Origin of the sequence: Chryseobacterium tructae (assembly GCF_030409875.1) — a bacterium.
Taxonomy (GTDB): Bacteria; Bacteroidota; Bacteroidia; order Flavobacteriales; family Weeksellaceae; genus Chryseobacterium; species Chryseobacterium tructae.
Genome location: NZ_JAUFQR010000003.1, coordinates 553428 through 565981 on the forward strand (window position 1 = coordinate 553428; position 12554 = coordinate 565981).

Consider the following 12554-nt stretch of genomic DNA (forward strand, 5'->3'; position numbering starts at 1 on the left):
GTGCTGCGGTTTTCTACAATATTTAAAATTAAATAAATTTTATCCGTTCTGGTTTCCTAAAAAGGCGTCCCATCCCTGAGCAGTAAGAGCAACTAATTGGTTTGATCCTCTTGCTACCATAAAGTTTCCTTCTTCTTTTTCAACCGCATGGCCGATAATGGTAAAATCCGGATGGTTTTTCATTTTATCAAAATCATTTGGAGAAATGGTGAACAGCAATTCATAATCTTCGCCGCCGCTTAAAGCAGTCACTACAGGGTTTAAGTTCATTTCATCTGCTGTAGAGATCGTAAGGTTATCCAATGGAACTTTTTCTTCATACAGTCTGAATCCTACTTTAGACTGATCTGAAAGGTGAAGGATTTCCGAAGCCAGCCCGTCAGAAATATCAATCATAGAAGTTGGTTTAATATCCAGTTCTTCTAAAATCGTTTTAACGTCTGTTCTTGCTTCAGGTTTCAGCTGTCTTTCCAGAATATAGTCATACCCTTCCATTTCAGGTTGCATATTTGGATTTGCCAGGTAAACGGCATGCTCTCTTTCCAGAATCTGTAATCCCATGTATGCACCCCCTAAATCACCGGTCACTACAAGAAGATCATTTGGTTTTGCACCACTTCTCTTCACAATATTTTCATCAGTTTCAATTCCTACAGCAGTAATGCTCATTACTAATCCTGCGTTGGAACTTGTAGTATCTCCACCAATAAGGTCTACTTTATATCTCGCACATGCTGCTTGAATTCCCGCATAGATTTCTTCTAAAGCTTCCACCGGAAAGCGGTTAGAAACAGCAAGAGTAACCAAAATTTGCGTAGGAACCGCATTCATGGCAGCAATATCACTTAGGTTTACGACTACCGCTTTATACCCTAAATGCTTTAATGGAACGTATCCTAAATTAAAATGTACCCCTTCCGCCAGCACATCTGTAGTAAGAACTACTTTTTTATTGCCAGGGTTAACCACTGCCGCATCATCTCCTACTCCAAGCTCCGAAGACTCATTGGATAAAGGAAAGTGTTCTGTTAAATGCTTAATCAGACCGAATTCTCCTAATTTTGAAATGGGCGTCAGCTCCTGTGATTTATCTTCAAACATGATTTTTTGTATTAATGTTCAATGTAAAAAGTATGAATGATTTAAAAATTACTTCTCAAACTTTAAACCTTGAACTTTGAATTATTTTGTAAATTCTGCCGGATCAATATTGTGTGGATGGAAAGGAAGCTTTTTGAAGTCTTCTTTTGATAACACCACTGTTTCTGAGCTTTTGTATTTATTCATTGCTTCCACTACATCATCTGGTGGAGTGGTCATTTTTCTCAACATCATATCGATCCATACGCCTGTTGCCTCTGCAGTTGCACAGTGCATCCCGTCCGGAGTATAAAATTTATGTACGAAACGGTAGATAGAAGAATCATCAGAACATCCGTCTATTTCTACACTTACAATAACTATCTGGTCAGCATAGATCTCCTTGAAGAAAGAGTATCTTTCGTGTAGGATAACAGGACCGATTCCCCATCTGCTTAATTGGGTAACTCCCATTTTTTCCTTGGTCATAAAGGCCATTCTGGCTTGTGCACAGTATTGTACATATGATGAATTGGCTAAGTGTTTGTTGGCGTCAAGGTCGCTCCAACGTACTTCAAATTTATGGTAGAAAATCATACTGAAATCGTTTTTGGTATAATTAAAAATTATAATCTTCAAAAATACTCAAATAAGATGGTTTATAAAAATTGTACTTTTGAAAAAATAATCTTCAGCATAGGATTACATAGACATGAAACAGATCATCATTATCGGAGGCGGTGCTGCAGGCTTTTTCTGCGCATCTAACCTCGACGAAAAAAAATACAGAATTACAATTTTAGAACAGAACTCGGATGTCCTTCAGAAAGTTAAAATTTCCGGAGGCGGACGATGTAATGTTACTCATGCCTGCTTTGACCCAAGAGAATTGGTACAGTTCTACCCTCGTGGAAACAAAGAATTACTGAGCGTATTTTCTAAATTCCAGCCAGGAGACACGATGGAATGGTTTGATCAGCGTAATGTTCCTTTGAAAATAGAAAATGACAACAGGACTTTTCCTGAAAGCAATTCTTCACAAACGATCATCAATACATTTTTGAATGAAGCTCAAAAGAAAAATGTAATAGTACAAACAAAATGCACTGTAAAAGAAATTGTGAAACAGGAGGAAAAATATCTTGTAAAAACCAATTCCGGTGATTTTGAGGCAGATTATATCGTATATACTACCGGGAGTTCGCCTAAATCTTTAAAAATGGTTGAAAATCTGGGTCATAAGATTGTTGATCTTGTTCCTTCTCTTTTTACATTTAATATTAAAGATGACCTTTTAAAAGACCTTCCAGGAACTAGCTTTGAAAATGCGGGTATTTCGATTCCAAAATTAAAAACCGACGAAAGCGGCCCCTTATTGATTACCCATTGGGGACTTTCCGGGCCAGCTGTCCTGAAGATCTCTGCATGGGAAGCCATTAGTCTGGCGAAAGTTAAATACAACTTTGAAATTGAAGTCAATTTTGTGTCTATAGCATTGGATGATGCGGAGGAAATTTTCCAGAACTTCAAGCAAAGTAATCCTAAAAAGACCATCGGACAATCGAAAATTTTCGATATTACGAATAGATTCTGGCAGAAGATCTTAGAGATCTCAAAAGTTGATCTCAATAAACAGGTGGCCAATGTCTCAGGAAAAGAAATGCAGAAAATCCTTGAAAATCTTTGTAAGAAAAAATTTCAGGTGACCGGAAAATCGACATTCAAAGATGAATTTGTAACCGCAGGAGGTATTGATTTAAAGGAAATTAACTTTAAAAACATGTCTTCAAAACTTCTTCCTAATTTTTATATTGCCGGAGAAGTTTTAAATATAGATGCTGTAACCGGAGGTTTTAATTTTCAGGCATGCTGGAGTGAGGGATGGCTGATTGCACAGGATTTAAATTCTCTATAACAATCACTAAAAATAAGGATAACGACACATGAAAAAATTAATATTTCTACTATTTACGCTTGGGTTCACATTATGTTTTTCTCAGGTAAAACAAGACCGGGCAGAATCCCCTGTAAAAGATTACACTAATAAAGCAGATATAAGACCCGAATTTCCAGGAGGAATTGCTGTATTCAGAACACTCATTATGAGTAAATTAAATTTAGCATCATTACAGACTCAGCAAACTCAGAGGTACGGTTTCTAATTGATTCCAAGGGAGAACTGAGCTCTGTGACGGCAAACGGAGAGCAGGAAAGCTTTAATAAAGAATTGATACGGGTCATCAATACCATAAACAAAAAATGGGAGCCCGCAGTTTATAAAAACAAACCTGTGGACTATTGGTATACTCTTCCAATGTCGATAAATTTTGATTAAAACATAGGTATGCTTTCAGTCAAAAGAAATATCACATTTTTAAAGATCCTTCTCATCATAGGGTTTGTGTATTTCTTTTGGCTGATGCTTACCATTACGCTGGAATATATTCCAATTAATCCCAATGTCAGCTTTCTAATGATTAAGCAGACTGAAGTGGAAAAAAGACCTGAATATCTCTATTTCTTCTATACCCATGTGTATACCAGTATTTTTGTACTTCTCTCAGGATTTCTAGCTATAGTTCGGAAAGATTTTGGATTGAAAAACTTACACAGAAACATGGGAAAGGTATATATCTTTCTCATTTTACTTTTGGCTGCACCTTCTGGGATTTATATGGGATTTTTTGCCAATGGGGGAATTTTTTCAAAGATTTCATTCGTTATTCTGGGCTTTTCATGGTGGTTTTCTACTTTCAAAGCTTATCAGCTGGCCAGGCAAAAAAGATTTAAAGAACACAAGCAATGGATGTGGCGGAGTTTTGCTTTTACATTATCAGCCATCACCCTGCGAATGTGGAAGGTTATTATCGTATATTTATTTCATCCCAATCCTATGGATGTTTACCAAATCATTGCGTGGCTGGGCTGGATTCCCAATATCCTATTAATTGAATATTTAATCACAAAAAAACAGATATGAAAATTTTAAACTACACTCTTATTTCCTTGCTTACCCTTTCTTTAATAAGCTGTAAAAAGGATGGCAAGGACAATGCATCCGGAAAAGATTCACTGACTGCTAAAAAAGACTCTGTGATCATTCCGGAAGTCCATAAAGAATACTATGGAATCTACACGGGTGATTTCGCCGGCATGGAAAAAATGATTGATGACGGAGATGGTTCTGAATACGAAGAAAGTGTCTACAAAAGAATCTCCCTAAAGATCAACAGAATTACAAAAGATAGTGTGTATGGCCAAAGTATTGTGAATGGAAACCAACGTCCTATTAAAGGTATTTTTAATGAAACATCAAAAACATTTGTACTCGATGAACCCGGGAATGACAAGACAGATGGCAGATTTGAAGTGAAACTGAATGGAGACAGCTTAACCGGAAAATGGAATGCATTTAATAAAACAGCGGTAAAATCTCCTTTAAAAACCCTTAAACTTACCAAGAAAGATTTTGTTTACAATCCGAATTTTATGCTAAACCCCGACTCTAATCTGGTCGATTGGGCCAATCCTAAAGATTTTGTGGAAAAATATACAGACGGTGACGGAAAAACGGAAAATTATACCACATCAAAGAACAGAGTTGCTTCTGATGCCGTTTTTAAGCTGAATGCTTCTAAACAAAAATTGAATGAAAAAGACCTTAAGAATCTTCGAAAATTAGATCTAGAAATCATTAAAAACTCTGTATTTGCAAGACACGGCTATTCCTTTAAAAAAGAAACATACAGAAATTTCTTTGAACAGACAGATTGGTATATTCCTGTTTCAAACAATGTAGATCATGAGCTCTCTCCTTTGGAAAAAGACAATGTTGCTCTTCTAAATCGTTTTACGAAATATGCAGAGGATAAGTATGATAGTTTCGGAAGATAGAACCAAGATACATTTTTATAAAGCCTTCAATTCTTTTGAAGGCTTCATTTTTACCGCAAAATAAAGAAGCAGGCATCCTACAGCATAGCACAATATATCTATCCATGAAAAAGAATTTCCAATCACAATATACATTAGACTTCCCTCCCGGAAGCCTAATATTTCCGCAACTTTGAAATATTGGGCAATCTCTACACAACAGGAAAAAATTAAAATTCCAAGAATAAGTTTTTCATTGTTAGTTCTAAAGAAGCTCTTTACTAAAGTATAAAGAAGCATCACCACAATCACATCTCCAAGATATGCTCGTACAAAGAAAATATCCTTCAACGTTGTAGCGATAAGTACTTCAATCAGAAAGATAAAAATGGAAAGAAGAAGGTATTTCAGACTAAATTGGAATTTCATATATATTCTATTAAAAATTGGAGATACAAGTTTTCGATTATTTCAACAAATATATTATTTCTTAGCTTTAGATTTAGGATCAGGAATTGTTCTAACGTGAAATACCTTTCCATTTTTACAAAATGTCATCCCTACACGAGGATAAAAAGGTTTTTCCCTGCTCTTTTCAGTAGAATCAATACGTCTATTAGTAATTCTTACTGAATCTACATACCCCTTATATACTTTTGCCACAGAATCATGAATTTTTTGCTCAGCTCATTCTTTTGCCGCTTTATTGCATCCAAATAATGAGAATAAAGAGAGTATTAAAAATATTTTTTTCATAGTATATTTTGTGAACTTATCTTCTACTAACTAAATTCAATGATAGCTCTTGGAGTAACGTAAAAATAATAAGTTTTAGATTTCTGACAACAGAGATAAAACTGTTGATGAAATTAATCACAGCGCCTTAATTGAAATACGAATTTTTTAAAAAACACAACATAAAACACTATATTCTACCACTTTACATTTATATATTTTTTCACAATCTGTAGATTTAATTAAATATTTTTGTATATTTGGGTACAACCAAAACTAATTTATTATGAAAAAATCAAACATTCAAAAGAAAAAATTGACTAAGAGTGAATTAAAGGAAATCAACGGTGGAGTTCTTCCATTATGCTTAAGAGGCTTCTGTTATATTCCTGAAACAGGCGAGTTCGAAAGAGGTCTGGTAGCAAAAGACGGATCTTGCTGCTAAGTAAAAAATTAAACCCCAATGATCATGAAAAGCTCAACTATTCAAAAAAGAAAATTGACTAAAGGTGAATTAAGGGAAATCAACGGTGCAGGCCCTCCATACTGCCCGAAAGGCTTTTGTAAAGTTCCTGGTTTAGACAGGATGGTAAAAGGCCTTGTTGCAAAAGATGGATATTGCTGTTAAACAAAATCTTAAACAAAATTATCATGAAAAAATCAACTCCTCAAAAGAGAAAATTGACTAAAAGTGAATTAAAACAAATTCATGGTGGAGCTTCAGAAATTTGTCCTGGAACGTGTTTTTGCAATATTGACGGCGAAATGTCAATAAGAGCATGTACCGCTAAAGGAAGATGCTGTTAATAATATTCAATAGAAATCCAATGTGATCGAAGATCTTTCTCCGATCACATTTTATTAAGTGTCTCTTTCAAAAGAATACTTATATAGCAATATTCAAAATTGCTGCCTGTCAAAAAAATATATACTGATAGAACAAGACACACCTAAATTCATTAAAACTAAATCATTATGAAAAAATCAGCCCTTCAAAAAAAGAAACTTACAAAGAAAGAAATGAAAACTATTAACGGAGCCAGAATAATCTGCCCAATAGTATTCAGCTGTATAGATCATACAGGAAACGAGCAATATGGAGTCTATGGAATCCAGGATGGCCCTTGCTGCTAGTGCATCTTAGAAACCTCAACAACGAAATCAAATCCAAATAAAAAAGTCTTATGAAAACCACATCAAAACTTAAGAAAAGAAAGCTTACCAAAGCTGAGCTTAAAGAAATCAGCGGTGGCGCTAAGGCCAACTGCGCGGAAGATCTATGCAAACTTAGAGGAGTAAGCAGTCATTTTATGATTATCGGCCCTAGAGGTAAAGATGGATACTGCTGTTAAGTATTTTCAACCTTTATAAAAAGAAAAATGATTGGATTATTTCCAGTCATTTTTTTTATTTCTATCCCTAGCTTTTGTATGGATACTCCTTTAATATTGATCAATATTTCATTATTATTCTTTTTTAAATAAAACCATTTATTATATTCTTTCTTAATGATCTTTTTTGAAAGAATCACACTATTTTTTACGATTTCTATTCTTTGCTTTCGTTTTTATTTTAAGCATTTACTAAGAATATTTTACAAATTTATTATTAAAAAGCCATATTTATTACATTAAATAAAATTATGTAATGAGTTTATTACCAATTTATATTTTATTAAAAAATATAGTTTAGATTTATCAAAATAAAAAACACTTATGGAAAGTGAAATAATTATAAAAACAATGCTCAAAAATTTGCATTGAAACAATGAATATTCATTACCATATCTCTATAAAAAATTATTATGATGAAAAAATTATTTTTTTTACTAAGATATAGATTGAAAATGTTTGCAATAAATGGGCACTGCATACAAAATCAGTACAGCTTCTAAGCCTTGAAAGAGACTGATATCAATTATTATGAAAATGGATAAAGTTACTTAACCTAAAAAGGTTATCTAATTAACAGGCATATCATACTCTAAGAAAAATAATCTCAATATAAGTTTGAGATTATTCCAAATCCGAACCTTTTATTCTCAAACTTCGTGAATTTCATGAAGAAATACCTCATCATTTAAAATTCTCACTATATGGGAAAGTTTTTACAATTACTAGGATTGTTTTTTGCCGTTTTTATTTTTTCACAAGCGCCAGTAGACATAAAGATAAAAGATGCTAATGGGAATGAAAGCTTTAATGTAAGCTGCAACCACAATCTTGATGCCAATGGATGCCTTTCTCTTCACGTAGAATATCCTGTATTACGAAGAACTGCCAGTTACGAGGTCAACTCAATTCCTTATGCTCCTCCCATTCCAATGGATCAAGGAACATCTCTGAATGCCAATTATGATGATTTGTTTGCTGTACAACTGGATCTTCCTTTAAGTTCTGCTTTTTCAATCAAAATTTTGAAGCCCTTGTTGTAGGCTCTAATGGAATGGTCACATTCAATACTGATCAGCTAGGGAATATAAATTACCCTAATATACAATGGCAGAACCCAAGCCCCGACCTTTCTAAAAATTCTATTTTTGGAGTATATCATGATCTTGTCTTTTCTTCTGGAGATTCCTCAGAGATTTACTATTCCACCACCGGAAATGCTCCTTACCGAAAATTTGTAATCAATTTTTACGAAGGGAGAATAGCAGGCTGTATGGAACGATCTACTTCACAAATAGTTTTACATGAGACAACAAATATTATTGAAATTTTTGTAGACAAAAAAATGTTACCCTGTTCCACAAGAAAATTTGAAAATGCATTGATAGGGATTATTAATAATGACGGAACACTTGGATATTCACCCGCTACAAGAAACACAGGAGTATGGCAGATTCTAAAAGAAGGATGGAAATTTACCCCTCTGGGAAACAATATAGACCCTCAGGTAACATGGACGAACTCTCAGGGTCAAACAATAGGAACGGGGATACAAACCACCATTTGCCCACGCAAAATGATATCTATACGGCAAAAGTAAGTTTCGATATTTGCGGTAGTAGTAGTCTTAGTCTAACAGATGATTTTCCTGTGACATTTGATCCAACATATCCCGCTGCTAAAGACTTTACTCAAAATTTTTGTGGAAATACTCCTATTACTGTTAACTTGAATAGCTTTCAACCCAATATTACTTCCCAAAATCCCACTAATTTTAACTTTAGCTTTTATTCTACCCTACAAAACGCACAGAATGGAACAAGTGCATTGCCTTCAACTTATTCCCTTACAACCAATACTGTTTTATATGTAAGAATTCAGAATCCCAATACTCCCGAGTGTTTCAGAATAGCGAAGCTAACATTGAATTTTCAAACCAAGGACTTACTTAAAACCAAGGTCGAAATTTGTGATACCAATAATGATAATGTGGAACAAAACTATAATCTTGCTTTGCTTAATAATGAGCTTTTTCCGGCCGGAACTACAGGGACTTATCATTTAACACAAACTGATGCTCAAAACAATACCAATGCTATTACTACAGCCAACATAACATCAAACATACATATTTGGGTGAGACTTCAGGATGCAAACTGTACCTATGTGCTAGGACCTGTTAGTTTTCAGTTTAAACCAGGAGCAAATGTAAAATCGCCCATTCATTTCGACTATGCTATTTGTGATATTAATGCGGATAATAGTGAACCTTTTGATTTTGCGCTTAATATAGGGCCGCTTATCACCAATCAGCCAGGTGCTATTTTTACTACATATGGAACCTATGATGAAGCTGTTGCAGGTACGGGTTTAGGCTTAACAACAATAAAAGAAGGCATTTATCAAGTTTTTATCAGAGTACAGATTCCTAATGGATGTTTTGCTGTTGTTCCTGTTACAATGAATGTAACTTTCACAAAAATCATTGCCGACGAAAAAAATGAATACATCTGTTTTAATGGAACAGATGATATCAGCATCAATCTTGCAGCGCTTTCAACAGGTATGCTTATTTCGCCCGCTTCAGTTCCTGTTACAGAGTTTTATGATGATTATGTCTCTGCTACCACGGGATTGAATCCGATTAGTCCCAATCAAATAATTACACAGGATGGCCATCTGGTGGTGAAAACATATTTTGTTCGTTTTGAACAATCTGACGTATGCTATACTATAAGACCCATCACTGTAAACCTGGTACATCCCATTAGTTTTAAGTCTAATTTTACAGTTTGTGATCCTGACCACAATAATACTGAAACGATACAACTGTCTCAGTATTCAGATGCCATTATTGGGACGCAGAATGCTACTACTTTGTTTTATCTTACTCAGGCTGATGCGCAAAATGGGATAAATCCTGTAAATCTGTTGACTGTTACAGGAAATCAACAGATTTTTGTTAAAATTACGTCTTATAAATGCTCTGAAATTTATCCTATTCATTTTAGCCTTACAACAAATCCTGGTGTTAAATCCATGGTAAATATTTCTCTAAAAAACATTTGTGATAACAACAATGACGGATCAGAAATATACAGCTTACTGCTCGTTGAGCCTCAGATTTATAATGGATTAAATGTGACCTTTAGCTATTATCTGGATTATGATAATACAACTCATACATTTTCAAATCAGATCAATAATCCTGGACAGTTTTTGGTAACCGGAAGCGCTGTAGTGTATGTAAAAGTTGAGTTTGCAAACAGTGAATGTTTTTCGGTAGCAAAAGTCAATATACAAATGACATTTTTAGCACCTATCATTTTAAATAATGCCACATTGCGTACTTGTGATAAGAACTTTGATTTGAATGAAACATTCCAGCTAAATGATGCTGTACCTCAATTATTTATTCCATCCCAAAATACTCAGCCTCTTTCAGATATGATCATATCATACTATCTTACAAACACAGATGCTAATCTGGGAAATCCAGCTAGCCAGATTGGCAACAGTATAACCACTAATGTTTCTACATTGACTGTCTGGGTAAGATTCCAATCCAAGACCACAGGATGTTATTCTATTGCTTCAATCCAGCTGGAAACCTATTTTCCTCCAAAAGCAATTGATTCTACAATCAGTGTTTGTGATGAAAATTTGGATGGTAGTTATGAAGTTAATTTATTGAACTTTACCCATTCAATGGTAAATACTCCTAATGCCTTGAATACATTCAGCTTTTATCTCTCCCAACAGGATGCACAAAACGGCATAAATCCAATTGCTAACCCTTCTAATTACAGTACTTCGCCTTTTCCTACACAGATATGGGTTAAAGTTCAAACGATGTCCGGTTGTGACGATATTGCCCGTATCAGTTTCGTATTTGGAACTCAATTGCCGCTTCAGAATACAGGTCCATTTAAACTAAACAATGTTTGTGATGCAGGGAATGACGGAATTGAAAATGTAAATCTAGTACAATTTGAACAGCAGATGTATTCTAGTGGTAATTCTATATTCTCTTATTATTCATCTTTGGCTGATCTTAATGCAGGCATAAATGCTATTGTAAACCCATCTGTTTATTTATTTAATCAAAATACAGGACCTACTATTATCTATGTAAAAGTAAGCGCTCCTGGATATTGTTCCGAAAAAGCAGAAATACATCTATCCTTAAAACCGACTCCCCTCTTTACACTGCCTACAAAGTATATCTGCCCTGATGGCTCACTCACCTATACTGCAAATATTCCGGGATATACTATTCTCAGTTATGTTTGGAAAGATCCAAACGGAAATATTATCTCATCCTCTGCCACCGTGTCAAATATTAAATCTGTCGGGATATACAGTCTTACCATAACAACAGACAATGGCTGCTCATATACGGGAAAATTAGAATTGAAATATTATAACCTACCTGTTATTGAAGGAATTAACATTAACGGAAATAGCTGCACAGTCATTGCAACAGGAACTAAAACAATCCTTTATTCTATAGATGGATTGACATGGCAAACCAGTAATATCTTCAACAGTCTGCCAAAAGAGATTATTACTTTTTATGTAAAATATGAGGATGAAGAATGTGTGGTTAAGCGCGAAGAAGTTATTTTATTGATTGCCAACACGATTACTCCAAATGGAGATGGCCACAATGACCAATGGATTGTGAAAAATCTTCAAATTTTTGGAAACAGAATGACGAATGCTAAAATATTTGACCGTTATCAGGCTTTGATCTATGAGCAAAATACAAATACTCAAATTAATTGGGACGGAACCATTGCCGGCAGACCAGTACCAACAGCCACTTATTGGTATGTCATCACTCTCCCGACAGGGAAAGTATTTACGGGCTGGCTTCTTGTTAAAGATAGAAACTAAAAATATTATAGTTCATTCATCTTCTGAATTTTGAAACAGACATAAGAATAATAATATCCACATTGTTTCCCTATCTCTATATTTGTAAAAATCAAAAACATGAATAAGCTTGCTTTATTATTATTCTTTATTCCCTTTTCTTACTTATACAGCCAGGATACTCCTCCTTCCGGCGCTCCACCCCCTTCTGTCCCTCTGTCTCAACAAAAGATCGACCCTGAAATGGTTATCCATACAAAGGTTGATCAAAAAGCAAAAATAAAACAGAAAAATTATTGGGTCTTCTTTGATTACAGTGTTTATGATGGTGAAAAGATGCCTACCGACAATAATTTTAAATTATCTTTTGTTTCAGAAATGGACGGGTCAATATCAAGAATTGAAATTAAAAACCCTATTGATTCTAATACAAAAGGAGAGCTTATGAGATGTATGAAAAATTTCTCTATAACAAAGGCTTTTGAACCGGCCATTTTAAATGGCCAAAAAGTAAGATCACTTGTAAAATATACTGTGGTCTTTGACTTTCCTAATTCTACTTACAAATTTATAGAAGAATAAATGTTATAAAAAATG

At 34.4% G+C, this 12554-nt stretch carries 17 protein-coding genes; 13 read left to right on the forward strand and 4 right to left on the reverse strand.

All coding sequences use genetic code 11. The features are described 5' to 3' along the window. Nucleotides 1–39: 39 nt before the first annotated feature. Nucleotides 40–1101 (reverse strand): thiamine-phosphate kinase, encoded by a 1062-nt coding sequence (gene thiL / locus QWZ06_RS26240; RefSeq protein ID WP_290302076.1) that lies wholly within the window; start codon nucleotides 1099–1101, stop codon nucleotides 40–42. 81 nt (nucleotides 1102–1182) lie between these two features. Further along, nucleotides 1183–1677: an acyl-CoA thioesterase gene (locus QWZ06_RS26245; RefSeq protein ID WP_290302077.1), complete on the reverse strand. Its 495-nt coding sequence runs from the start codon at nucleotides 1675–1677 to the stop codon at nucleotides 1183–1185. A 115-nt stretch (nucleotides 1678–1792) separates the two neighbouring features. On the opposite strand from QWZ06_RS26245, the gene QWZ06_RS26250 reads away from it, so the two are divergent. The 5 genes from QWZ06_RS26250 to QWZ06_RS26265 are packed head-to-tail and all read left to right on the forward strand — an operon-like array spanning nucleotide 1793 to nucleotide 4974. Next, nucleotides 1793–2995 carry a BaiN/RdsA family NAD(P)/FAD-dependent oxidoreductase gene (locus QWZ06_RS26250; protein WP_290302078.1) on the forward strand — a complete coding sequence of 401 codons (1203 nt, stop codon included), beginning with the start codon at nucleotides 1793–1795 and terminating at the stop codon, nucleotides 2993–2995. Between the two features lie 28 nt (nucleotides 2996–3023). Further along, nucleotides 3024–3242 (forward strand): hypothetical protein, encoded by a 219-nt coding sequence (locus tag QWZ06_RS26255; protein WP_290302079.1) that lies wholly within the window; start codon nucleotides 3024–3026, stop codon nucleotides 3240–3242. Nucleotides 3243–3268: 26 nt separating this feature from the next. Next, on the forward strand, nucleotides 3269–3415 hold the full coding sequence (locus QWZ06_RS28075; RefSeq protein WP_353960040.1) for a hypothetical protein: 147 nt from the start codon (nucleotides 3269–3271) through the stop codon (nucleotides 3413–3415). A 9-nt stretch (nucleotides 3416–3424) separates the two neighbouring features. Continuing rightward, complete coding sequence (locus QWZ06_RS26260) at nucleotides 3425–4060, forward strand: DUF2306 domain-containing protein (RefSeq protein WP_290302080.1); 636 nt, start codon at nucleotides 3425–3427, stop codon at nucleotides 4058–4060. Beyond that, nucleotides 4057–4974 carry a YARHG domain-containing protein gene (locus tag QWZ06_RS26265; protein WP_290302081.1) on the forward strand — a complete coding sequence of 306 codons (918 nt, stop codon included), beginning with the start codon at nucleotides 4057–4059 and terminating at the stop codon, nucleotides 4972–4974. Before QWZ06_RS26260 ends, QWZ06_RS26265 begins: the two co-directional genes overlap by 4 nt. A 15-nt stretch (nucleotides 4975–4989) precedes the next feature. Here QWZ06_RS26265 and QWZ06_RS26270 read toward each other — a convergent pair whose 3' ends face one another. Beyond that, nucleotides 4990–5382: a ribosomal maturation YjgA family protein gene (locus tag QWZ06_RS26270; RefSeq protein ID WP_290302082.1), complete on the reverse strand. Its 393-nt coding sequence runs from the start codon at nucleotides 5380–5382 to the stop codon at nucleotides 4990–4992. A gap of 54 nt (nucleotides 5383–5436) precedes the next feature. Next, the gene (locus QWZ06_RS26275; protein ID WP_290302083.1) at nucleotides 5437–5616 is read right to left on the reverse strand and encodes a hypothetical protein; all 180 of its coding nucleotides are present in this window, start codon (nucleotides 5614–5616) and stop codon (nucleotides 5437–5439) included. Nucleotides 5617–5974: 358 nt separating this feature from the next. Here QWZ06_RS26275 and QWZ06_RS26280 point away from each other — a divergent pair, with 358 nt between their 5' ends. From QWZ06_RS26280 to QWZ06_RS26315, 8 genes are all read left to right on the forward strand, one after another. Then, nucleotides 5975–6133 carry a class IIb bacteriocin, lactobin A/cerein 7B family gene (locus QWZ06_RS26280; RefSeq protein WP_290302085.1) on the forward strand — a complete coding sequence of 53 codons (159 nt, stop codon included), beginning with the start codon at nucleotides 5975–5977 and terminating at the stop codon, nucleotides 6131–6133. 24 nt (nucleotides 6134–6157) lie between these two features. Beyond that, nucleotides 6158–6316 carry a hypothetical protein gene (locus QWZ06_RS26285; protein WP_290302086.1) on the forward strand — a complete coding sequence of 53 codons (159 nt, stop codon included), beginning with the start codon at nucleotides 6158–6160 and terminating at the stop codon, nucleotides 6314–6316. Nucleotides 6317–6663: 347 nt separating this feature from the next. Beyond that, entirely contained in the window at nucleotides 6664–6822 is a 159-nt protein-coding gene (locus QWZ06_RS26290) for a hypothetical protein (RefSeq protein WP_290302087.1), read from the forward strand. Between the two features lie 50 nt (nucleotides 6823–6872). Next, nucleotides 6873–7040, forward strand: a complete 168-nt coding sequence (locus QWZ06_RS26295) for a hypothetical protein (RefSeq protein ID WP_290302088.1) — start codon at nucleotides 6873–6875, stop codon at nucleotides 7038–7040. Nucleotides 7041–7783: 743 nt separating this feature from the next. After that, nucleotides 7784–8122, forward strand: a complete 339-nt coding sequence (locus QWZ06_RS26300; RefSeq protein ID WP_290302089.1) for a hypothetical protein — start codon at nucleotides 7784–7786, stop codon at nucleotides 8120–8122. Between the two features lie 11 nt (nucleotides 8123–8133). Further along, on the forward strand, nucleotides 8134–8679 hold the full coding sequence (locus QWZ06_RS26305) for a hypothetical protein (RefSeq protein ID WP_290302090.1): 546 nt from the start codon (nucleotides 8134–8136) through the stop codon (nucleotides 8677–8679). Beyond that, nucleotides 8643–11978, forward strand: coding sequence for an FIDD domain-containing protein (locus QWZ06_RS26310; protein WP_290302091.1), 3336 nt, complete (start codon nucleotides 8643–8645; stop codon nucleotides 11976–11978). The genes QWZ06_RS26305 and QWZ06_RS26310 overlap by 37 nt, the downstream gene beginning before the upstream one ends. Nucleotides 11979–12077: 99 nt before the next feature. Then, a complete protein-coding gene (locus QWZ06_RS26315) occupies nucleotides 12078–12539 on the forward strand; it encodes a hypothetical protein (RefSeq protein ID WP_290302093.1) in 462 nt (153 codons plus the stop codon). Nucleotides 12540–12554 lie beyond the last annotated feature (15 nt).